This window comes from Streptomyces zaehneri, assembly GCF_032248645.1.
In the GTDB taxonomy this organism is placed as follows: domain Bacteria; phylum Actinomycetota; class Actinomycetes; order Streptomycetales; family Streptomycetaceae; genus Streptomyces; species Streptomyces coriariae.
The window spans coordinates 129,436-151,594 of the sequence record NZ_JASTTJ010000004.1; the positions used below are offsets into that span (position 1 = coordinate 129,436).

Sequence of the window (22,159 nt, forward strand, 5' to 3'; positions counted from 1 at the left end):
TCGGCGCAGGTCAGCGGGTGCGGCCGACGACTGGGGTAGCCGGCTGGGTGGGAGTGCTGCGCGGGGTGCGGCCAACCGCGAGCCTGGGCCTGGACGCGGCCCAGGCGCCGGGGAACCAGACGGCGGTGTACTGCTCGATGGCGTCGCGCAGCCCGGTGGTGACAGCCCCGTCCCACGGCGGGCGGCCGGGGCGGTGATAGGTGTCGAAGGTGCCGTACTGCTTGGTGTTCGGCCGGGTATTGGTGGCTTCATCGCGGCGGTGGAAGGTCCCGTGGTCCACGAAGCTGAGCGCCACCGCGTCGATCTCGCCGCGTTCCGGATGAACGACGGTGACACGCAGCCCTCCGTAGGTGTCCGCGTGGATGGTGGGGGTGAAGTCGATCCGCATCCGCAGCGGTGCATCGGGGATCGGGATAGCGAAGTAGGTGTTGCCAACAACGGTGTGGTCGTGGAAGGGAAGGCACAGCTCGGCGAAGAACTCGGCGGCTTGCACGGACAAGAGAGGCTCCGGTCGAGGTCTGGCTGGTCCTACAGGCGCGGGCCGGGCAGGGCCGGTCGGCTGGTGGTGCTCCAGCGCGGGACGCTGGCCGCGGGCAGCGCAGCCGGACGGCGGGAGGAGACGGCCCGCTGCACGTCGAGCGGAGTGGGAGCCGACGGGCCCGGCGGGAGGATCGGGGTGAGCTGGGCCATCCCCTTGATGTAGCTGGAGGTCACCTCGCGCCACCGGGGCAGGGGAGCCGGATCGGCGACGCACTGGGTGACGGCGGTGAGCAGGGCGACCGGGGTGTCGGTGCTGGCCGTGGCGTACCAGACGGGCCGGTCAATGGACTTGCCCGCCCACAGCTGCCAGCGCGCGTCGCGCGTGGTCAGTTCGGCTTCCGGATCGAGGTCGCCGGTGGTGAACTCCATGCCGGCGAGCCCGTCCGGGGCCTGGACCGCCAAGACGCCCCAGCGCGGACGGTCGATCTCCCAGCCCTGCTTCAGAAGCGGCACGACCGCGAGGAAGGGATCGTGCTCGTCGATGCCGGAGATCGGCCGGGCAAGGTAAGCATCCGGCCCCTGCTCGTACGCCGTGGCCAGGATGGTGGTGAACGCCTGGACAAACTCGGTGGGAACGCGGTCGTTAAAGCAGACGCCCCAGGCCGGCGGTCCGAAGGAGTCCTTGTAGGCGTTGATGCGCCAGAGGCCGTCGTCCTCGCCTTCGGGCAGGTAGCCCAGGCGCACGCGCCGGTCGGGAGCGGTCACATACACGTTGGAGTCCTCGTCGTACCGCAGGTCCCAGCCGAGGTCGAGCAGCGGGGCGAGGGCGGGGTCGCCGGTTCCGGTGGTGGAGGCGAGGTGGCGCGGGGAGACGTAGACGTCGCCGTCTATCTCGTGGTGCGACTCGAGCTGTGGGTTCATCGGTCTGCCCTCGTGGTGACGGTGATCTCGTCGGCGGCGGTGTCGAGGCGTTCGGTGACCTCGGCAGTGGTGCGGCCGGTGACGATGTAGAACCCGGCCCGGGCGGTGAACAGGTCGCCGTCGGGCGACAGGACGAGCTCGTCGCCGATCTCGCGGATCCACTGCACCTGGCGCAGCCAGGGCGTGTGGGCGGCGAAGGGCTGGTTGATGTGCCGGGCGATCAGGGTGCCGGAGGTATCCGGGTAGAGCATGCGGATGCCCGCAGCCCCGCTGCGGGTCGGGGTGAGGTCCGGCGCTCGGCCGCAGGCGAGGTCGGCGGCGGCCCGGGGCAGGTCGATGCCGGTGGCCAGACGGACAAGGTGGCCGATCATGTCGCCGCCGATCCTGGCATTGACCTCGATCAACCGCGGCCGACCGTCCACCAGGCGCAGCTCGACGTGCTGCACACCGTCGGTGATCCCCAGGGCCTTGACCGCAGCAGCGGCGGTCGGGGCGACCTGGGCCAGGAGCGGGTCTGCGGCATCGACGGTGTGCCCGACCTCGTCGAAGTACGGCGCGGGGCCCAGGTGCTTGCGGGTCACGGCGACCGCCGTGGTCGCTCCGCGGTAAGTGACGCATTCGACCGAGAATTCCGGCCCGTCGAGGTACTCCTCGACCAGCACGCCGGTGTCGTCGCGACTGCGGCTCGCACCGGCCGAGGCGAACGCGAACGCGGCGGGCAGTTCTTCGGGCCGGTCGACGCGGATCACGCCGATGCTGCCCGCGAAAGCCGCCGGCTTGATGACCGCCGGCAAGCCTAGGGTCATCGTCGCCAGGCCAGCCTCCAGCAGGGTCCGCGCCCTCATCGAGGCGGCCGAGGGCACGCCATGGCGGGCGAACAGAATCCGGGCGGTGGCCTTGTTGCGACAGGCCCGCATCACCTCGACGGACGTCGAGGACAGACCGAGCGCGCGAGCGAGACGGACGGTGGGGACGAGGTGCCACTCGTCCCAGGTGACCACGCCTGCAACATCGTGGCGCTCGGCCAGCGCCCGACCGCCGGCAAGCAGCGCTGCGGGGTCGCTCAGATCGACGACGGCGTGGTCGACGACGAACGGCTTCTCCCACGACGGCTCGGTGCCGGTGAGCAGGACGACGTCGTACGCGGCAGCCACCTGCTCCAGGCAGTAGCCGCGATAGGTCTCGTCGCCGGGAGAAACGACGAGCACGAGAGGACGAGCGGACAAGAAGGGGTTCTCCGTATCGGTGGACGGCAGGGCGAGAGAAGAAAGGAGCGTCTTAGGCGGCACGGCGGCGGCGCAGCTCGAACGCCGCAGCCCAGTGAGGGTGTTCGCTGATCAGTCGGCGGGCGTAGAGAGCGGTGTAGTTGTTGTTCAACCCGGCGCCCCCCTGAGGGAGCTGGCGGCGCAGGTCCTCGAACAGGTCCTTCAAGCTGACCCGAGTGGCGCCGGCGGCCAGACGGCGGGCGGCCATGCCCTCCAGGGCCCAGTAGACGTGCGGGTTGCGGGCGTCGAAGGCGTGGAACTGCTCGGTGATGGTGCGACCGGTCGCGCGGTGCGATCCGAGGGCGGCGATGGGCATGAAGTTCTCCACAGGCTGGGGGCGCAGCAGGATCAGGCGCGCAGGGCGGGATCAGTGCGCAGGCGGGCGAAGGTGCAGAACAGACCCAGGGCCTGCAGCGCGGCGCAGACGGTGATGACGTGGCCCAGCGCGTCGGGCGGGGTGAGCGCGGTGAGCACGCCGGCGACGGGGAAGGGCAGCAGGAGGACGAGGATCGTCGCCGACAGGGTGCTGCCGAACTTCTCCGGAGTGATCAGACGGGAGCGCAGGGTGCGCAGGACGACCGTCATGCCGCCTTCGCCCGCCATGAGGACCGCGACCAAGACGAGGTAGGACCGGTAGTCGGGGGCCTGGGCAGCTGCGAGACAGCCGAACGAGGAGACGGCGGCGCAGGCGGCGCCAACCGACCACAGGCCGAGGCGGTCGAGCGCGAACCGGCAGAGCGTGACGCTGAGGAGCGTCGCTGCGGCAGCGGCGGACCAGACCAGGCCGACAGCGGTGGTGGACTGCCCGAAATGCTTGACGACGATCACGGGTCCGGCCGCTTGGAGAAGGCCGGTGGCCAGGTTGGACAAGGTCAGCCCGGTCACGAGCCAGCCGAGCGCGGGCAGCGAGCGGATGGTGCGCCACCCGGTGAGCAGTCCGGCGCCGGACTGCCCCTTCGGCAAACGGGCCGGCGCCACGGGCGAGGGCGGGGTGCGCAGGGCGAGCAGCGCGGCAAGCAGCGAGAGCATGGTGATCACCGCGAGCATCGACGGCGGCCCGGCAAGCAAGAGCACTCCGGCGAGCGCCGGACCGGCCAGGGTCGCCGTCTGGTCGATGCCGAGCAGGACAGCCTGGACACGGTGGGCCCGCCGTCCTGCTCGGCGTCCGGCGGCGGCACCCGCAGTCTCGGCCGCGATATAGCTGAACTCGGTGAGCACGCCGGTCGTCGCCGCCAGCACCATCACGGTCGCGCTCGCCACGGTGCCGGATGGGTGGAGGTGGAGCAGGACCGCGCCGACGGCGAGGGCCAGCGCCCGGCCCAGGGAGGCCAGGTGGAAGACCAACGCAGCACCGCGCCGGTCGACAACCGATCCGGCCCACCCGAACGCAGCCAGCCGCGGGATCCACTCCAGGGCGAAGGCTGCGCCCGTCAGTGCGGCGGAGCGCGTCGTGGCCAGGACGAGCAGCGGGATGCCGTAGGTGGACATCGCGAACGCCAACGCGTCCGTCGTGCGCGGTAGGTAGATGCTGCGCATCAGCCCGCCCGTGTTGCGTGCGTGCCGGGGTGTGACCGCTGCGTTCACGCGACCGGCTCAGGCTCAGACACCCTGGCCACCTGGGGGTTGTCGGCCAGCCACTGGATCAGGAGCGTGCGGGGACGAGCCAGCCCCGCCTCGGCTCCGTCGCCGATCAGCGGGGAGGGAGCATCGGCTCGCTCGGCGGTGAGCGATGGTGCCAACAGGTCGAGGACGTGCCGGATACGGCTGCTGAACTCGCAGACGGGGGCCGGGACGGCGTGACGCCGGGCCCAGCGGGCCATCACGTCGTACAGATCTGCCAACTCCATCCCGCCGTCGGTCAGTTCCAGACCGGCGCCGGGCGCAACCCGGACGAGACCGTGGGCGCGGGCCGTGTCCGAAACGCTCCGCAATTGGTGCGTGGAGAGGTCGGGCAGGACGCCGGGCAGCCGTCGCGGCGATATGGCGCCGTTGTCGTCGATCTCGGTGACCAGGCGGACCAGGGGGCGCGAGGCGAGCAGTTTGACAGCGCGGTGCACTTCGGCAGAGCTGTAGAGGATGCTCATCGGCGCGGGCCTCCCGCCGGGATGGCTGCCTTCGGGCGGGCGATCGTGGCGTGCGAGAAGAGATCGCGGTTGTGCCACGCCGGAGAGGACTGGGGCGTCCGAGCGCGCGGGAGCGCCGCGGGGGCCGGTCGTGACTGGCTGCTGACCCACGGCCTCTGCGCGGGCTTCGCCTGCGGGTTCCCCCAGACCGGGTGTTGGGACGCCTGGTCGAGGGGCTGCCCGGCGGACCATGCGGACAGGGTGCCGAGAACGGGGCTCAGGCCGTCGCCTGCTGCGGAAAGCCGGTAGGGCCGGCCGGTGCCCTTGGTGTCGACGAGGCCGTCGGCGACCAGCTGCCGCAGCGGCGGGTAGATGTTGGTCCAGTCGCTGCTGGGCATCACGATCCGGGCCAGGGCCCGCCCGCTGACCTCCTGGCGGGACTTGAGCACCCACAGGATGGCGGCGGCGTGACGCCGGGTGAGCAGGGTGAGGCTGTCCTCGATCTGCTCGATCGCGGGCAGCGGGCGGTCCGCCTTCTCCAAGTGTTCCTCGGCCCAGGTGACGATCATCGGCAGGACCGGCAGCAGGGCAACACCACGGTTGGTGTGGCCATAGGTCACGTGCCGTGAGGTGTGTTCGGTGCGTTCGACGAGTCCGGCGTCGCACAGCGCCTTGAGCTTGGGGTGGAGCTGGCCGTTCTGCAGCCAGGACACCTTGGCCGCCAGCTCGCTGTAGCGCAGCGGCGGGCCGGAGAGGGCCAGGAGGATCCTCACGTTCCAGCGCGGGGTGATCATGGCCAGGGCCTCGGTGACCCGGGCGATGTCGGCGTCGGTGTCAGGGGGCAGAGCGGTGATGGCCAAGGGAGGAACTCCTGGGTGAACGAAAGGGGGATGGCCTGCGGGTCAGCGGCTGTGCGCCGGGCTCTGCGCCGCAAGAGGCGGAGCTGGAGCAGGCGGCGAGGGAGTCGGCGGGGCCGGCGTCGGGGCCGGGATGCGGGCCAGGCTTTGCAGGACGGCGGCGACCGATTTGGCCTGGACCTCGCGGACGGCGACGGCTTCGGCGAGGCGGCGTGCACCGTCGAGGAGGTGGGAAACCTCGTGCGGGCCGATCTGCCGCTCGGGGTGGATGAGCCGGGCGAGGTGGTCGCGGTGGAAGTCGATGCTGCGCTCGGCGAGGGCGAGATCGTCGTGCATGCCGAGCAGGGCGGAGAGCATGCCGGGCGGCTGGGCCTGGGCCTGGGCTTCGAGGTCGGCGAGCGGTGCGCCGTACAGGTCCTCGATCCGTCCGGCTATGTCGGTGGACGTGGGGTGGGGCAATCGAGGGCTTTCACGGTCGGCGGGCCCGGGCCGCCCCGGCACGCGGGGGTGCCGGGGCAGCGGACGGGGGCAGGGTTGCGGTGGCGCTGAGCGGTGCCGTGCGGACGGGCCGGGCCTGCTGCTCAGGCGGGGGCATGGTGCGCAGCAGCTCGCCGAGGGCGGCGCGGTAGCCGTCGCGGGCCTCCAGTGCCGCGTCCAGCCACTGCGCGTCGAAGCGGAGCCTGTCGGCCGACAGTTCGCTCATGTCGCGGTCGGGATCCATGTCGGCGTATACGCGGTCGCGGACACGGGCGACTTGCTCCTCGGTGAGCGCCAGGAAGGACCGCAACTCCAGGGCACGGGCGAACGCGGGCGAGGCATCGTGGCCGGCAGCCGCCTCGTACAGCTCGGGTACCGGCTTCCCGAAGACCTTCTGCAGGTCGCCGTCCATGGTGCTGGCCTTGTCCCGGCTCATCGGGCGGCCCTCGTCGACCGCCACGCCGTCGCCGGTGCGGCTGTACTCGCAGGCCGGTTGGGGGCGCTGGTCTGCACCGCTGGCCCGGTGCGGGGCCGAAGACGGGCGAGGCGCTCTGCGGCGAGGTCCTTCTTCCCTGGGGCGTCCGGGTCGAGGAGCCATCGCACGACCAGGGCCCGGCCGTCGCGGGCCGTGACGGCCGCGTTCACCTGGTGAGCGAGGCCCATCGTCGGGTCGTCGACCTCGCTGGGCTGGGTATGCAGTGCAGCGAGGAGGTCGTCCTCCGCGCGCTCCAGCACGGACTGGGCCTCAACGAGAAGGCCGTGCCACTTGACGACGTCGGTGGCGTCAGGGTTCGCGGTCGGCGCGGCGGCGACCGCGGCCTTCAACTGGTCCATGCCCATGTCGAAGCGCGCTTCGATCCGTTCGGTGAGCACGCCCACGACATCCGCAGAATCCTCGGACATGCCGTCGGACAAGGGGGATCTCCTGTTCTGGATAGGCCGATGCGTAGGGAATGTGAGGGGCCCCGTACTGGGCGATCAGCCGCTTGCCGGGACGTGCTGAAGTCCGGTCAGTCCAGGCACATACGGACGTCGCGGTACACGTACGTGCCGGAGACCCAACCCTTCACGCCGGTCGTCTTGTCCGTGATGTAGACCCAGTTGCCGCTCTTCTTGGAGACGGTGAACTTGTGGCTCTTGTAGAGCACGCCGAGCGCCGTGGACTTCGAGCTGGCCTTGGACCGGATGGTCACGGCCTTGGCGTGCACTGCGTACGGCAGCGGCGGGAGGGACGAGCAGTTGCTCGCGGGGAGAGCGGAGGCGGAGGCGGTGGTCGGTGCCGCGTTGGCGGTGGTGGCGGACAGCACCGGCAGAGCGAGTGCGCCGAGCATCGCGGCGGATATGGCAATTCGGGTGGAGCGCATGCGGAAGAAACCTCCGTGAAGGCGTGGGGAATGTAGGGAAGGGCGCCGCGGGGTTGTCCCGGCGGCTGTATAAGAGTCCGGAGAATCGCCGGTTTGGCTAACCGGCGATCGTCGGCTATGTTGCGCCGCCCGCGTCAGGCTGAGAGCTCAGCGCGAACGGCCGGGCGGGCGCGGAGAAGGGGCCTTCGCCACACCGGCCAGGCGGCTGGCGACGGCTGCCGGGCGGACCGGCGGGAGAGGGTCGGCCTCGCCGGTGAGCCGGTCGTCGCACCACTGCAGGGCCTCGCCCACCGTGTCGAAGCCGCCCTCGCGCAGGGTGTGCGTCCACGTCTCGGTGTCGACCTCTTCGACCACGACGCGGAACGGCGACGGGGCACGCTCGTCCAGGGCGCGCAGGGCCACGACGACGACCATGTCGTCGGGGTCGTCGCTGGTGTAGGAGTAGCCCATGGCGTAGTGGTCGCCGTCGCCGGCGAGGCGTCGCTCCAGCGCTCGCGTGGCCTCGTCAGCCGGCGGCGGGCCCAGCTCGGGGTCGAGGCCGATGGCATCGTGCGGGCAGCCGCGGTGGATGAGCCAGGACTGCGCCATCGCGGGCAGCGGTAGCGGGGCCTTCTCGAAGCTGAACGTCCGGTTCTCGTGGTCCCGTTGCAGATGCACGGCGAGCACCTGGGGCATGCCGGGGTGTGTCCCCAGGTCGCGGTGCGGTCGAACAGGACGTAGTAGCTGTGTGGACCGTCGTGATGTTCGGCGAGGGGGACGAGCATGTCCTCGTGGACGCCGACCTTGCGGTAGAAGTCGAGGTACCTCTCCTCGTCGGCGTCGAGGTCGTCCAGATCGAAGTCGACTTGGGGGATGGACTTCCGGACCGGCGCCGGTTCGGTGGGAGACAACAAGGGGCCTTTCGGTGGAGTTCAGCGCCGCTGCGCCGGAGTGGACGGCGATATGCCGGGGCGAGCTGGGACCTTCGGCGTCTGCGTCGTGGGGGGCCCGGCGGGCGGCGGACAGCGCGGCTCTTCCGGCGTCGGTGAGCGCGACCGGCTGGCCAGCGTGTACGGGGGGCCGGTGTCGCGGGCGACCAGGCCGGCGTCCTCCAGCCGCCGTAGCTTGGTGTGGGGGATGCGGGTGCCGGAGGCGGCTGTGACGGACATCCGGCCGGTCAGCAGGTGTTCGTAGAGCTTGGCGCCGCCGGCGATGGCGAGCAGCGCCGCCTGGTCGTCAGTCGAGAGCTGCTGCGGCTTCGATGGGCTCCAGGGCGGCGAGCACATCCCGGGCAGCGGCGTCCCGCGCGTCGGCAGCCTCTTCCAACTGGTCCACGGTGCGGTCGATCCGCGTGAACAGAGTGCCGTCGACGTCGAACTCACCGCTGGACAGGCGGTTGAGGAGGCGCAGATGGAAGATGACGCCAGTCTGCGTCTTGGCCAGCTTCCGGTGCCGGTCCACCAGTTGGGCGTGCTGCTCGTCGAGGACGCCGCGGTCGCAGTAGACCCACAGGGTGTCGATGTCGTGCCAGGTGGCGGCTTCGAGGCGATGGTCGAGCGGGGAGACCGCACGCCGGGAGGGTGTCGGCGCGAGTTCAGGGGGCATAGGCGACGCTCCGTGCGTTCAGCGGGTGGGATGGTGCGCGGGGTTCGGTGCGGGACGGGGCAGACCCGGTGGCGCAGTGGGTGGCGGACCGGGCCGGGGCACGGGCCCGTGGGTGGCCAGTTGCGGGGAACGGGAGCGTGCCGCGTGAGTGCGGGCGCTCAGCGGCCGGCGAGTCATGCCCAGACGGCGGCCGACCTCGTCGTAGACGTCGTTGCCCGCGCGCGGCCGGATCGCGACGACGTGGATCTCCTTGTGGTGGGCGGACTCCGCGGGCGCCGGACGGACGGCGTAGACGACGCGCCAGTCCTTGCGGGAGTCCACGAACAGCTTTCGACAGCCCTCCAGGTCACCGTCGAGGCGCAGTCCGAAGCGCTGCGCGTTCACGACTTCCTGCAGGTAGGCAAGGGTGAGATCGCGTATGTCGCTGGGGGCCTGGAGGAGATCGGTCAGCGCGCGTGGATCGAAGCTCAGTCCGAAGGCGGGCTGTCCCTGTCCCTCGGTCATGACGCCGGCTCGACCTGGTCAGCGGCTTCCGCCGTGGCCGCCGTCTCCGTCCGTACGGACGGCGGCGGACCGGGCAGGAGACGGTGTGCGGGCCGGTCGGGAGAGGTCATGCAGGCCGACAGCGGGCCGCCCGGTGCGCGGATCGCCGCGACGGCGTGGGTGAGGAAGTCCCGTTGCCACACGAACAGACCGGAGAGCCCGGCTTCGGGGTCCTTGTGCTGCTGGTAGGCGAGCCACAAGGCATGGAGCCAGGCCACGACGTCGTCGTGCTCCTGCCACTGCAGGCACCAGGGCGCCGCGGTGGTGACCTCCGCCCCGTAGACCGGGAGGAAGAAGTCGTCGACCCAGTCGGACAGGGCGTCGAGTTCGTCCTCGCGTTCCTCTCCGTCCAGTTCCAGGATCGGACGGGGCTCCGGTGGAGCGGCGGCCGGCGGGCCGCCGAGTCCCGGCATGCCGAACGCGGCGAACGGTGATCCACTCGGCGACGGGGCGGACGCGAGGTGGTCGAGCTGCTGAGCCTGTTGCGCCGACTGCTCCATGAGCCGCCGCACGCTCGCCTCGATTCCCTCCAGCTGTGGATCCGGAATACGAATCGGCTCCAACTCTCCATCGTCGGCAGGCTTTTCGGATTCGGACATTGAGATGTTCGGCCTCCTACGAGACGCGGAATGAGAGAAGGTCGGGGGCGCCCTCGCGGCGCCGCCGGCGGATTGCACGTTCCTCCGGGCGGTATTTCGCCTACGGCTGCGCGTGGGAGCTGGTCGCCTTGGCGACGGGCAAGGACGCGGCTCAGGCGGTGAGAACCACGTCGTCCTGCGTGAGGGTTGCGTGGATCGTCTCGGTGAGCCGGTCGGCCGCGATCGACGCGTAGTGCTCGGTCTTCTCCACGCCGATGAAGTCCCGGCCTTCCAGCAGGGCGGCCACGCCCGTGGAGCCGGAGCCGGCGCAGAAGTCGAGGACCGTGCCGCCCTCGGGGCTGATCTTGACCAGCTCGCGCATCACCTCGACCGGCTTCTGCGTGATGTGCTGGCGCTTCGCGCCAGAGGGCTGCGAAGCCGAGTACATGCCAGGCAGATAGACGGGGTTGCGGGAGCCGTCGATCGGCCCCTTGCTGGCCCAGATGATGAACTCGCAGTTCTGGGTGAACCGGCCCTTCTGGGGCCTGGCCTGCGGCTTGTGCCAGGCCAGGACACCGCGCCACAGCCATCCAGCCGCCTGGATCGCGTCCGTCGTCGTCGGGAGCTGGCGCCAGTCGGTGAACAGCAGGGCCGTCCCGCCGGTCTTGGTAAGGCGGTGGGCTTCGGTCATGATCTGCGTCAGCCAGAACGAGTAGGACCTCTGGTCCATGTTCTCGCCGGTGAAGTCGGCGAGGTCGTTCTTGGCGTCGGCGGAGGTGTACTTCTGCTTCGCGGAGCGCGTGGTGCGCTCCTTCGCGGTCCGCCCTCCGCTGTTGTACGGCGGGTCGGTGATGACGGAGTCGACGCAGCCGTCCGGAAGGCCGGAGAGAACGGCCAGAGCGTCGCCCTGGTGAAGGGAAAAAGGCAAAGAAAAACCCCGATTCGGGTGCGGAAACGCGGAGAGAAATAGTCGCCTCGCGCAGGAGTCCTCGCGGGCCGGAAGTGGGCATGCAGAAGCCCAGGGCCGCAGACTGAGGAGGGCGAGGGGAGAGTCCAAAAACTGTAGAGGCGAAACCGCCGACGCCCAAGAAGTGCCCTGTCGAGGTATCGGTTTCCGGCACCTCACGCCGACTTTTTGGTCAACCGCCGATCCGCGCCTACTGTTTTTGAACCGCCCGGCGCACACCGCCGCTGGCCACTCCCCTGCCACACCTCACGGAGGTACCCCTTGCCCCGGCACACCTAGCTCACGGTCCGGCCACGCGGAGCGAGCGGCAACTCGCCCCGCACTGGTCCGTCCCGATCGCCCACCCCGGCTGCCGCGCCCTTCCGAGACGCCTCGCGCACGCGGTATGCCGGACACCGCACCCCCAAGGACACGTTCATGACGTCTCGCTACCCACCCATGCCCGAAACCGCTGACCGGCGAGCGGCCCGCTCGGATTGAAAGGGCTCGCCACCGGCATCGGCGTCGTCTTCCTCTCCCCGATCCTGATCGCCGGCACCGGCATGATGCTGGCCTCATCGGCCGACGCCGTGCAGAGCAGCGGCTCCTTCAGCAGCTGCCTGAGCGACATCGACAGCGACAAGGTCGCCGAACAGGTCACCAAGATCCTCGACGGCGCCTCCGGCAAGGACGTGCACGTCGAGGGCCTGGACCTGCCCGCCGAGCAGGTCCCCAACGCCCAGACTGTCGTGGCCGCCGGCCTCTCCCTCGACGTCCCCAAGAAGGGACAGATCATCGCGCTCGCCACGGCGATACAGGAGAGCCGACTGCGCAACCTCGCCGACGGCGACCGCGACTCCCTCGGCCTCTTCCAGCAGCGCCCTTCCCAGGGCTGGGGCAGCGCTGAGCAGATCCGCGACCCCACCTACGCGAGCGAGCAGTTCTACAAGCACTTGCTCAAGGTGAGCGGGTGGCAGCAGATGACCGTCACCCAGGCCGCCCAAGCCGTGCAGAAGTCCGGACTGCCGGACGCCTACGCGCAGTGGGAGAAGCTGGCCACCGCGCTGCAGGCTGCCATCGCCAAGACCTTCCCCGGCGGCGGTGGCGCGGACGGCAAGGACACGGACCAGGACAAGCAGTCGGCCATGACCGGCTGCGCGCCGGGCCAGGACGGTTCCGGGTTCGGCCGCATCCCCGAGGGGAGCGTCCCGAAGGGTTACTCGATCCCCAAGGACGCCGATCCGAAGGCGCGCAAGGCCATCACCTGGGCGATGCAGCAGCTCGGGACGCTCTACCAGTGGGGCGGCTCCTGCACGAACTCGCATGGTCCTGACCCCATGGGCCGCTGCGACTGCAGCTCGCTGATGCAGCAGGCGTACGCCCACACCGGAATCACGCTCACCCGCACGACGTACACGCAGGTCAACGAAGGCAAGGCGATCTCGCCCGCTCATCTCAAGCCCGGTGACCTAATCTTCAGCCGCGGTACCGACGCCCGGCCCGAGCACGTCGGCATGTACATGGGCGAGGGCCTCGTGATCGAGGCGCCGCGCACCACCAAGCCGGTCCGGATCACCCCGATCAAGGACTGGACGATTCTCGTCGCCCGCCGCGTCCTGTGACGCCGCCCCCGGCCCGGCATCGCCCCGGGCGCCCTGGCCCCACGGCCACTTCCGGGCCCTTCGCGCGCCCCCTCCGCTTTCGCCTTCCCCGCCGGCCCTCACTGGGCCCGCGTATGCAAGGAGCCCCACCACCCCTATGTCCGTCCCCCTCGCAGACCGCGTCATCAAGCTCGCCTACGACCCAGGAATTTCGCCCAAGGGCGGTGGTCTGCCCGGCCTGAGCGTGCTGAAGAACGTCGTCAACTCGATCAACATGTTCGGCATCATCGCCGTCGTTGGCGCCCTCGCCGTCTCGCTCGGCGTCTGGGCCTGGGGCCACCACACCGGTGGCCACCAGGCTGAGGCCAATGGGAAGAAGGGCGCTGTGGTCGCCGCTGGCGCCGCCCTCGGTCTGGGCGCCGCGAACGGCATCGTGGCCTTCTTCTCCAGCCTGGGCTCGCAGGTCCACTGATGCGGAAACGATCCCCGTCCCTCTCACTGTCCTCGTACGGCTCGGGATGGTCGGCCAACCGGCGCATCGCGATCGTCGCCGCCGCCGTCGCCGTCCTGCTCGCCATCGCCGGGGTCGTCGCCCTGCTGACCGGAGGCGGGAATAGCCACCAAGCTCCGGGCGCCGTGGCGCCTGCCCCAACCGGCAGCCCGTCCTCCTCCGAGGCAGCCCCGAAGCCTTCCTCCGGATCCGGGTCGGTGCCCAAGCCGCCGCAGATCTCCGAGCCGGTCGCCTACGCCAAGGCAGCAGCCCAGATGCTGTGGTCCTACGACACCCGTGACACCAGCCGCGACCAACAGCTCGCCGGCATGCGCGCCTGGATGACCGCCGAGACCAAGTACGCCGACTGGGCCTCGGTCTCCGGCCAGGTTCCTGACCCGGTGCTGTGGTCACGGATGGCCGACCAGGACCAGTACGCCACCGCCCACGTCACCGAGGGCCACTACCCCGGCGCGTTCAAACAGGCCCTGGCCGAGGACCCGTCCGCGATCACCGAGGCGTACATCTACGTCGTCACCGTCAACGGCAAGCAGACGCTCAGTTGGAAGAAGGGCGGCGGAGGGGCCGAGGAACGGGCCGTGACCCTCGCCGTCCAGTGCCGCCCGAACCACGACTGCACCCTGGCCGCCATCGCTCCGAGCGTCACGCAGTGACCCGCGCCTGAGACACGAAAGGAGGAGTAACTCCCCGTGGGCTTCTGTGATTACCCCCTGGCCGACAAGTTGTGCACGGTCGGCGACGCGGTGGATTTCGCCTCGGACCCCGGCAAGGCCATCGGTGACTGGATGGCGAAATCCGCCGGTGAACTGGCCGCCGCCGCAGCCGACCTGGCCGCCGAGGCGGTCGACACCACCACGAAGGTGGATCTGAACGCCGGATGGTTCCGTGACAACTACGAGATGCTGCTGCCACTGGGCCTGGTCCTGCTGGTCGCCACGTTCTGCGCACAGCTGGTCCGGGCCGCCATCCGGCGCGACGGGCAAGCGCTGACACAAGCGTTCACCGGCACCATGAGCGGCGTCCTGTTCGCCTTCTGCGCCATCGCCCTGACCACGGTGGCCGTCGAAGTCGTCGACGCCGTCAGCGACGGCCTGTTCAGGACCGCGCACCTCAACATCGAGTCAGCCGTGCGCCGTATCGTGAAGGTCAACCAGATCGGATCGCTGTCCGGACTCGGCTGGCTCGTCCCGGTCGTCGTCGGGCTCGGCGCCGCCATCGGCGCCTTCCTCTACTGGTGCGTGATGATGGTCCGCAAGATCGGCATCCTCGTCATGGTCACCCTCGCCGTCTTCGCGTCCGCCGGCGGCGGCTGGGAAGTCGCCCAGCGCTGGCGCAAGGGCTGGATCGAAGCCACCGCCACCCTTGTGGTCTCGAAGCTGCTGATGACCGTGATCTTCGTGCTCGGCATCGCTGCCATGGGCAAGACCGAGGCCGAGGACGGCATCGCCGCCCTCGCCGACGTCATGTCCGGCATCGTCATCATGATCCTGGTGCTGCTGTGCCCGTACGCGGTCTTCAAGTTCGTGCACTGGGCGGCCGACGGGACCGACGGGGAGTCCATCCACCGTGCCGGCGGCGCCGGTGCGCAGATCGCGAAGGCTCACGCCGAGAAGGCCGCCCGCAAGGCCGCCGCTGCTGCGGCCACCGCCGGAACCGGTGGCGCTGCCGCCGGCGCGGGTGCCGCACCGCAGGGCCCCGACGGCGGCGGGTTCCCCGGCGACATCGCTGCCAGCCCGACCGGCGGAGGCGGCGAGGGCAAGGAGGGATCGCAGAGCGGCGGAACGGGTGCCTCGCCCGGCGGCGACGCGGTCAAGTCCGGCTTGGAGAAGGCCGTCCAGCCCGCGCCGACTAGCGTGTCCGACGACACCAGCGGCCAGGTGGGCGGCAGCCCGGGGCCTGGCGGATCCGGTGCGAGTACCGCGTCTGGGCAGAGCGGCGGATGGCAGTCCACCCCGCCGACCACAACCCCGCCGCCGCAGGGGGCACCGCCGTCCTCCGGCACGCAGAACGCCCCGTCCAGCAGGGCGAGCGGACCCCCGCCGCCTCCGACCGGCCTCTGATTCCCTGACCGACTCCCGGGGGCGGGACGTGCACGCGCCCTCCCGCCCCCGGGTTCCACCCGCGCCTCCAGGACCCGCCCCATGACTGATCTCTCCGTCGCCCCGGTCACGGTGAAGTTCCCGCACCGGAGCCGCCGCGGCATCCTCCTCGGCCTCTCCCTGCCCCAACTCGTCCTAGTCTCCTGCACGCTGGCCCTGCTGCTGATGACGGTGATATCCACCGGGCTTCTCGGCGCCGTCGCCCTGGCACCGCTGTGGGCGGTATCCGGGGCACTCGTCGCGATCCGCAGGCACGGCCGCTCCCTCATCGACTGGGCGCCGATCGTCACCCGGTACGCGCACCGCCGCCGCACCGGCCAGACCCTCTGGCTCGCCCGGCCCGTCACCCGGCCCCGGCAGGACGGCGTCCTCCATCTGCCCGGCACCGTCGCCTCCCTGAAGGTGGTCACCCCCGGCGACTCCGCCAACGGCGCCGCAGCCGTCCACGACCCGCGTCAACAGACCCTGACCGCCATCGCCCGCGTCACCAGCCGCGCCTTCGCCCTCCTCGACCCCGCCACCCAGAACCACAACGTGAGCAGCTGGGGACGCGCGCTCGCGGGCATCGCCCGCACCGGGCACATCGCCACCGTCCAGGTGCTGGAACGCACCGTCCCCGACAGCGGCGACACCCTCACCCGCCACTGGACCCACCACGGGCAGCCCCAGACCCCCGTCGCCGGACAGATCTACTCCGAACTGGTCGCCTCGGCCGGCCCCGCCGCCGCCCCACACGAGACCTACCTCGCCATCTCCCTCGACCTCAAGGCCGCCCGGCGCCTGATCAGCCAGGCCGGCGGAGGGCTGCCCGGGGCGTTCACCGTCATGGGGCAGACCACCGCCTCCATCGCGCAGGCCGTCCACAACGCAGGTCTCCAGGTCACCGGCTGGCTGAGCGCGCGGGAGATCGCCGCCGTCATCCGCACCGCCTACGACCCGAAGGCCCTCGCAGCCCTCCAGCAGTGGTCCGAGACCGGCCGCGCCGAGGCCGACCCCGCAGCCGCCGGGCCCGTCGTCCAGTTCGAGGAGTACGACCGCCTCGCCACCGACAGCGCGCGGCACGCGACGTACTGGGTGGAGAACTGGCCGAGGACCGAGATGGGGGCCGGGTTCCTGCACGGGCTGATGTTCACGGCCGGCGTGCGCCGCAGCCTCTCCCTTATATACGTGCCGCAGGGGCTCGAGTCCGCACTGCGGGACGTCCAGCGCAAGAAGGCCGCGATCATCGCCGACGCCAACGAGCGCGCACGCCGCGGACAGGTCGATTCCGAAGAGGACTCCGTCGAGTACGCCGACGTCAAAACCCGCGAACGCCAACTCATCGCCGGGCACGCGGACGTGGCCCTGACCGGCCTGGTCACCGTCACCGCCGAGACCGACGCCCTCCTGGACGCCGCCTGCGCACAGATCGAGACCCACGCCGTCACCTCCGGCGTCGACCTTCGTCGGCTCAACTACCAGCAGCCGGACGCCTTCGCCCTCACCGCGCTCCCGCTGGCCCGCACCGCCCTGTGAACCAGCCGCGCCGTGCGCGCCCTGACCCACCGCACTCCGGTTCACCCGCGACGGGTCGCCCCTCACTGCCCTGCCTACCGGCAGGAAGGACCACCACCTTTGACCTCTCCTACGCGCCCCGACGACGCGCACCCCTACCTCCGCGCCGCGAGCGCCGGCATCCGCCACCACGCACGGGCCTTGGCGCCGTCGGACGCGGATCCGCCCAAGCCCGGAGATCGTCTGCACCTTGACGTGCTGCACGCCCACCTCACCGCTCTGCTCCAGCTTCTGGACCGGCTCGCCGACCACACCCGGCCCCCGCACCCGGTCGCCGGACGTCACCTGGCCACCGCCCACACCAGGCTCTGGCAGGCCACCAGCGAAGTCCACGCCGCCTTCCACCTGCTGCCCGGCACACCCCAGGCCGACGCCGAGACAAGCGCCTGCCATCCAGAGCGGCTTCCCGAGGGCCCGCCCGTGCTGACGATCTGCCAACGCCACCTCGCCGCCGGACACGTAGTCCGCCGCAAAACCACCCCCACCGACCTCCGGCCGCACACCACGGCCTGCGTGCGATGAGCACCACCCGCAGAATCGAGGGCCCCCGATGAGCCACCGGCCCGCCCGTCGCGCCCGCCGCGCGTCCGCCAGCCCGCTGTTCACCCCCCACGGCACCGACCGCGCCAGCCGCAAGGCCGCCCGCCGCCAGCTCGCCGAGGCCACCGCCAAAGCCCGCGCCGAAGCCAGCGCCCACCAGAGCGAAAGCACGCCCGCCGAGCACCAGATGCCCGCCCCGCTCTACCCACCGAGCGGACGCCCCGGGCCCGCCTCCTCTCGCGGGAACCGGCTGAAGCTGCCCGCCCACCGCATGACCACTGCGGTCGCGGCTGGCGCCTATCCCTTCCTCGCCGAAGGCGGACTCGGCGCCGAGGGCATCTACATCGGCCGCGACGTCCACGCCGAAGCATCATTCGTCTTCGACCCGTTCGCTCTGTACGGCAAAGTCGAGGGATTCACCAACCCCAACCTTTTGCTCGCCGGCGTGATCGGCCAGGGCAAGAGCGCCCTCGCCAAGTCCTTCGCGCTGCGATCGGTCGCCTTCGGATACCGCGTCTACGTCCCGTGTGACCCGAAGGGCGAGTGGACTCCGGTGGCAGAAGCCCTCGGCGGCCGGTCCGTCGCCCTCGGTCCCGGACTGCCGGGTCGCCTGAACCCCCTTGACGCGGCGCCGCGCCCGGAGAGCGTGTCCGAGGCCGACTGGGACGGCGAGATCCGCAAGCGGCGCTTGCTCCTGCTCGGCTCCCTTGCCCGCACCGTCCTGGGCCGGGACCTGATGCCCATGGAGCACACCGCGCTGGACGTCGCCCTCGACGCCGTCGTCACCCGCGCCGCCGACACGCACCGCACCCCGCTACTCGGCGACGTCGCCGCCGCCCTCAACAACCCAAGCGCGCTCGATGAGGCCGCCGGCATGATGTCGGGCCAACTCGGCGACGCCGCCCGCGACTTGGCCCATGCCATGCGGCGCCTGGTCCACGGCGACCTGGCCGGCATGTTCGACGCCCCCTCCACCGTGAGCTTCGACCCGAACGCGCCGATGCTCACCATCGACCTGTCCCGCCTCGGCGGCAGCGGTGACGACACCGCCCTCGTCCTCGCAATGACCTGCGCGAGCGCCTGGATGGAGTCCGCCCTCTCCGACCCGAACGGCGGGCGGCGCTGGATCGTGTACGACGAGGCATGGAGGCTGATGCGGCACGTCGGCCTGCTCCAGCGGATGCAGGCCCAGTGGAAGCTCTCCCGTGGTCTCGGCATCGCCAACCTCATGGTGATCCACCGGCTGTCCGACCTGCTCACCGCCGGCGACGCCGGATCACAAGGCCGAGCCCTGGCCGAGGGACTCCTCGCCGACTGCAGCACCCGGATCATCTACCGCCAGGAGAACGACCAACTCCACGCCGCGGCCTCCCTGCTCGGCCTGACCTCCGTCGAGATGGACGCCATCGCACACCTCAACCGAGGGCGCGGCCTGTGGAAAGTCGCAGGTCGGAGCTTCATTGTTCAGCACCTCCTGCACAGCCACGAACTGGCGCTCTTCGACACCGACGCCCGTATGCACTGAGATAAAGAGGCCCGTGAAGCCCGACTTCCCACGCGACTTGATACCGAGCGACGAGGTGCTCCAGCTTATCGGCGGGCTCAACGCGATAAAGGACAAGCTACTCAACGCTGCCCAGCAGTGGGAGCTGCCGGACGAGAACGGACACGTACCAGCCACGCCTTCCTACACCGCGCTGCTCCAGCACGCCACCGACGCACAGAACCTCTCCCGCGATGTCCTCCGGCTCACTGCTGACTTCGCCCGGAGCCCACACCACACCACCCGCGCCGGCAGCACCGTTCTGAAGCATCTCGGCACGGCGGCGACCATGTCGAGCCACGCAGCCCCGCACTTCACCGAGACTGCGGAGTGTGCCCTGGCCCTGCCCCGGTCTGCCAACCCGATCGACCGGCACTACCTCACAAACCGCATGGTCATCGACCACGCCTCAGCCCGTGCCTTCCTGCGGCGCACCTCGGAATCCCTTTGTGACGCGGCCAAGGAACTCGACGACCACCTCGGCTTCCAACGCTTCCTCGCGACGCTCACACGTCAGGAAGGCCCGCCAGCGCCTCCGCCACCCAGGCCGGGCGGTCGTCACCGCTGACCGCGCCTGCCCCGAAGCCCGATCCACCCACATCCCAAGGAATGCTCTGAACCGCCCCGCTCATTTCAGCGACGCCGACTGGGCCGAATACCAGCAGTGTCAGGCCGAGCACGACGACCTCATGGCGCAAGTCGCCGATCGTGAAGCCCAGCTGGAACACGACCTGATCGCCGCTTACGACGAGTACGAACTCGACTTCAGTCCGGTTCCGAAGCCGGAAGCCGACCTCGCTCGCCGAACGCCTCCGTCACACCGACCGGCGTCCCGCAGGAGAATCCGTGGCCGCTGACGAGGCGAACGCTACGGACGCCCGCGCGACTCCGATCGCGCCACTTCCAGACCACCGCGACGTGAACATGCCGTGGTGGCAGGAGCTGTGGCGTCGCCACGCGCACATCACTACGCCGCTGCGAGCGCGCGGACTGCCATGCGACATCGAGTTCGGCCTCAGCGCCTACATCGTGCGCGTCTCGCTCCCCGACGACAGCTACCTGAGTATCAGTCCGCCGCAGGAACCGTCCTCCGACCACCCGCCCGGAGATCCCGAGGGCTGGATCGCGACCCGCGAGCACCCCGACAACCAGACGCTGTTCGAAGTCCTCTACGACTCCGCCCCCTCCGACAACCCCGGCGCTCGCCAGCGCCCCGAAGCCCGCCACGGCGGCAGCGCCCAACCCCTGATCGACGCGATCGACCACCGCCTCGCCCAGCTCGGACTGCTACCGCACCCCCTTCTGCCCAACGAAAGCCCCCATGTGCACCCGCCCCAACTGACGCCCCCGCCCCCGTCCAAGGACGCCCCCGGCACACCAGACCGTCGCCCCGCCTACGTCTACGGCGACGCGCTGCGCGAGCTGACCGACCGGCTCAACGGAGCCGAGTCGCACGCGGATGCTGCTGCCCTTTTGCATCAAATCCTGGAACCCACCGACGGCCTGCTGGCACAGCTTGGCGAGTTCTTCGAAGCAGCCGGCGAGAAAGCCAAGGAAGCCGAGGAGGACGACGGCTTCGACCTGTCCTACGACCTCGCCGACGCCGCTGCCGAGATCCGCAACCTCGGAGAGGTCCTGCACGTGGCCGAGGACCGGATGCGGGCCCTCACCCCGCTCGCGCCCGCACCGCGGCTGCCTTCCACCCCGGCTCGTGCACCGTCCCTTCACCCGCGAGCCCTCCCGTCAGCTCCGCCGCGGCACACGCGCTGACGCCGCACCGCCGCCTCCCTCCAGGAACACATGACCTCGCCCGCACCAGCGCGAGTTGCAGGCCGGGCAGCCGTGGTCGCGGGCTGCGTGACGTAGACAGCGGGCCGGGGCGGACCGTCAGAGCCCGCGGGTGGTCTTCTGCCCCGGTTGCTGACGCTCGCTTCGCGGTGCTGGGTATTCTCACGAGGCGTCTATGGTCGTCCCGGCACGTGCCGAGGAGCTAACGCTCAGGACCCGCTTCCATGGATACCAGAACGAGAAGGCGCTTCAGGCAACGACGTTCGAGTCAGCATCGGACTGATCCGCCCGGTTCCGGCGGACTGGTCGGCGCGTCCTCAACGCCTGGGGTAGAACGGTCGTACGCGCAGCAAGTGGTTTGGGGGCACCATGGTTCGTGCAGCAGTCCGCGCTGTCCGCTACAGAAAGGGAGGTCCTAACAAGGAGCTGCGTCTCGCCTTGTGGGAAGCCTGGGGCTCGAAGTGCTACTGGTGCTCCAAGCCTGTGGAGTTCAGCATCGCCCAGATCGACCACATAATCCCCAAGGACGTCAGCGAACTCCGACTGCGCGAACTCAGGCGCGCGTACGGCCTGCCGCACGATTTCGACATCCATGACCCGCATAACCTCGCGCCCATCTGTGTTCTGTGCAACGGGGCAGAGAACAAGACCAACTCCACCTACGACGCCCCCATCGTGGTTAATCAACTGAAGACCGCAGAGAAGCACCGCGCCGGCGTTATCGCTCGCGTGCGGAGGTTCGGCCAGTCCGGCAAAGTAGCCGCATATCTGCTGGAAGCCGCCACGGCGGATCTCAGCGACCCGGGCCTCCGGCAGGAGTTCCTGGACCACGCCCCCACCGTCGTTCAGATCCTGGCGATGATGGATCCGCAGCTCGTTGACTACCAATCCTTCCGTGAGTTGGAGGTGGCCGTCTGCGAGGAGACAGGGAACTACCAGCGCATCGACGTCACCCTGAACGGCCGGGGGCGCACCGCAGCGTCGTTGCTGGAAGAGGTCTGCGGGACCGAACTGGTCGATGCGCTCCAAGACCCGGTTGTGCAGCTCATCAGGGAGATTCACGACCGGGTGACGGCCGGATTCGAGGCCACCGAAACGGGCGACCCGATCACCGCGGGGCCGCCCACCCCCAACTTCATAACGCTCGACGTCGAAATCCTCGACTTCAGCCGCTTCGCCGGGGGGATCGAGTTCACCTTCGGTGGCACCTTCGAGGCCAGCCTGTCGGCGTCCTTGGTACGCAGCAGTTCCGACGGAGACGGGACGGAAGAGCTGCAAGGCGACGCCGCGGTCAGCGGAACCTTCTCCATCGTGGCTGTCTGGGACCTTACGGCCGAACCGTCCGACGTGTCAGCGGGCGACTGCACCATCAGCGACTGGGAGCAAGACCTCCACATCTCGTAGCAGGCTGGCGACCAGGACCAACAAGCCGTCCACCGCCACCA

24 protein-coding genes and 2 pseudogenes are annotated in these 22,159 nt (G+C 70.3%); 10 read left to right on the forward strand and 16 right to left on the reverse strand.

The annotated features are described in order from the left end of the window. Nucleotides 1-10: 10 nt before the first annotated feature. The 16 genes and pseudogenes from QQM72_RS08975 to QQM72_RS09055 form a co-directional block, all read right to left on the reverse strand. On the reverse strand, nt 11-499 hold the full coding sequence (locus QQM72_RS08975) for a hypothetical protein (RefSeq protein ID WP_314220260.1): 489 nt from the start codon (nt 497-499) through the stop codon (nt 11-13). A 29-nt stretch (nt 500-528) separates the two neighbouring features. Beyond that, nucleotides 529-1,401, reverse strand: coding sequence for a DUF317 domain-containing protein (locus QQM72_RS08980; RefSeq protein ID WP_314220261.1), 873 nt, complete (start codon nt 1,399-1,401; stop codon nt 529-531). Next, nucleotides 1,398-2,627, reverse strand: coding sequence for an ATP-grasp domain-containing protein (locus QQM72_RS08985; protein ID WP_314220262.1), 1,230 nt, complete (start codon nt 2,625-2,627; stop codon nt 1,398-1,400). The genes QQM72_RS08980 and QQM72_RS08985 overlap by 4 nt, the downstream gene beginning before the upstream one ends. Nucleotides 2,628-2,679: 52 nt before the next feature. Then, complete coding sequence (locus tag QQM72_RS08990) at nt 2,680-2,982, reverse strand: hypothetical protein (RefSeq protein WP_314220263.1); 303 nt, start codon at nt 2,980-2,982, stop codon at nt 2,680-2,682. A 32-nt stretch (nt 2,983-3,014) separates the two neighbouring features. Beyond that, the gene (locus QQM72_RS08995) at nt 3,015-4,250 is read right to left on the reverse strand and encodes an MFS transporter (RefSeq protein WP_314220264.1); all 1,236 of its coding nucleotides are present in this window, start codon (nt 4,248-4,250) and stop codon (nt 3,015-3,017) included. Continuing rightward, nucleotides 4,247-4,750, reverse strand: coding sequence for a regulator (locus QQM72_RS09000; protein WP_314220265.1), 504 nt, complete (start codon nt 4,748-4,750; stop codon nt 4,247-4,249). The genes QQM72_RS08995 and QQM72_RS09000 overlap by 4 nt, the downstream gene beginning before the upstream one ends. Continuing rightward, nucleotides 4,747-5,589, reverse strand: a complete 843-nt coding sequence (locus tag QQM72_RS09005) for a winged helix-turn-helix transcriptional regulator (RefSeq protein ID WP_314220266.1) — start codon at nt 5,587-5,589, stop codon at nt 4,747-4,749. The genes QQM72_RS09000 and QQM72_RS09005 overlap by 4 nt, the downstream gene beginning before the upstream one ends. A 42-nt stretch (nt 5,590-5,631) precedes the next feature. Continuing rightward, a complete protein-coding gene (locus QQM72_RS09010) occupies nt 5,632-6,045 on the reverse strand; it encodes a hypothetical protein (protein ID WP_314220267.1) in 414 nt (137 codons plus the stop codon). Nucleotides 6,046-6,055: 10 nt separating this feature from the next. After that, nucleotides 6,056-6,499 carry a hypothetical protein gene (locus QQM72_RS09015; RefSeq protein ID WP_314220268.1) on the reverse strand — a complete coding sequence of 148 codons (444 nt, stop codon included), beginning with the start codon at nt 6,497-6,499 and terminating at the stop codon, nt 6,056-6,058. After that, nucleotides 6,496-6,978, reverse strand: coding sequence for a hypothetical protein (locus QQM72_RS09020; protein WP_314220269.1), 483 nt, complete (start codon nt 6,976-6,978; stop codon nt 6,496-6,498). The genes QQM72_RS09015 and QQM72_RS09020 overlap by 4 nt, the downstream gene beginning before the upstream one ends. Nucleotides 6,979-7,073: 95 nt before the next feature. Beyond that, on the reverse strand, nt 7,074-7,427 hold the full coding sequence (locus QQM72_RS09025; RefSeq protein WP_314220270.1) for an SH3 domain-containing protein: 354 nt from the start codon (nt 7,425-7,427) through the stop codon (nt 7,074-7,076). 147 nt (nt 7,428-7,574) lie between these two features. Continuing rightward, nucleotides 7,575-8,320 (reverse strand): annotated as a pseudogene (locus QQM72_RS09030) (hypothetical protein). A gap of 18 nt (nt 8,321-8,338) precedes the next feature. Further along, nucleotides 8,339-9,011: pseudogene (locus QQM72_RS40855) on the reverse strand (hypothetical protein). A gap of 18 nt (nt 9,012-9,029) precedes the next feature. Continuing rightward, complete coding sequence (locus tag QQM72_RS09045; protein WP_314220273.1) at nt 9,030-9,515, reverse strand: hypothetical protein; 486 nt, start codon at nt 9,513-9,515, stop codon at nt 9,030-9,032. Then, nucleotides 9,512-10,054, reverse strand: coding sequence for a DUF4913 domain-containing protein (locus QQM72_RS09050; RefSeq protein ID WP_314220478.1), 543 nt, complete (start codon nt 10,052-10,054; stop codon nt 9,512-9,514). The genes QQM72_RS09045 and QQM72_RS09050 overlap by 4 nt, the downstream gene beginning before the upstream one ends. 250 nt (nt 10,055-10,304) lie before the next feature. Further along, a complete protein-coding gene (locus QQM72_RS09055) occupies nt 10,305-11,060 on the reverse strand; it encodes a DNA-methyltransferase (protein WP_314220274.1) in 756 nt (251 codons plus the stop codon). 515 nt (nt 11,061-11,575) lie between these two features. On the opposite strand from QQM72_RS09055, the gene QQM72_RS09060 reads away from it, so the two are divergent. The 10 genes from QQM72_RS09060 to QQM72_RS09105 all read left to right on the forward strand — a co-directional run bounded on the left by QQM72_RS09060 (nt 11,576) and on the right by QQM72_RS09105 (nt 22,118). Next, on the forward strand, nt 11,576-12,700 hold the full coding sequence (locus QQM72_RS09060; protein ID WP_314220275.1) for a C40 family peptidase: 1,125 nt from the start codon (nt 11,576-11,578) through the stop codon (nt 12,698-12,700). A 136-nt stretch (nt 12,701-12,836) separates the two neighbouring features. Then, nucleotides 12,837-13,151 (forward strand): DUF6112 family protein, encoded by a 315-nt coding sequence (locus tag QQM72_RS09065; protein WP_314220276.1) that lies wholly within the window; start codon nt 12,837-12,839, stop codon nt 13,149-13,151. Next, nucleotides 13,151-13,843 (forward strand): hypothetical protein, encoded by a 693-nt coding sequence (locus tag QQM72_RS09070; protein ID WP_314220277.1) that lies wholly within the window; start codon nt 13,151-13,153, stop codon nt 13,841-13,843. The genes QQM72_RS09065 and QQM72_RS09070 overlap by 1 nt, the downstream gene beginning before the upstream one ends. Nucleotides 13,844-13,879: 36 nt before the next feature. Beyond that, nucleotides 13,880-15,250: an SCO6881 family protein gene (locus QQM72_RS09075; RefSeq protein WP_314220278.1), complete on the forward strand. Its 1,371-nt coding sequence runs from the start codon at nt 13,880-13,882 to the stop codon at nt 15,248-15,250. 81 nt (nt 15,251-15,331) lie between these two features. Then, entirely contained in the window at nt 15,332-16,804 is a 1,473-nt protein-coding gene (locus QQM72_RS09080; protein WP_314220279.1) for an SCO6880 family protein, read from the forward strand. Between the two features lie 99 nt (nt 16,805-16,903). Further along, on the forward strand, nt 16,904-17,365 hold the full coding sequence (locus QQM72_RS09085) for a DUF6238 family protein (RefSeq protein WP_314220280.1): 462 nt from the start codon (nt 16,904-16,906) through the stop codon (nt 17,363-17,365). 28 nt (nt 17,366-17,393) lie between these two features. After that, a complete protein-coding gene (locus QQM72_RS09090; RefSeq protein WP_314220281.1) occupies nt 17,394-18,908 on the forward strand; it encodes a VirB4 family type IV secretion system protein in 1,515 nt (504 codons plus the stop codon). Between the two features lie 13 nt (nt 18,909-18,921). Continuing rightward, nucleotides 18,922-19,494, forward strand: a complete 573-nt coding sequence (locus QQM72_RS09095) for a hypothetical protein (protein ID WP_314220282.1) — start codon at nt 18,922-18,924, stop codon at nt 19,492-19,494. 278 nt (nt 19,495-19,772) lie between these two features. Beyond that, nucleotides 19,773-20,696: a hypothetical protein gene (locus QQM72_RS09100; RefSeq protein WP_314220283.1), complete on the forward strand. Its 924-nt coding sequence runs from the start codon at nt 19,773-19,775 to the stop codon at nt 20,694-20,696. A gap of 501 nt (nt 20,697-21,197) precedes the next feature. Beyond that, a complete protein-coding gene (locus tag QQM72_RS09105) occupies nt 21,198-22,118 on the forward strand; it encodes an HNH endonuclease family protein (protein ID WP_314220284.1) in 921 nt (306 codons plus the stop codon). Nucleotides 22,119-22,159 lie beyond the last annotated feature (41 nt).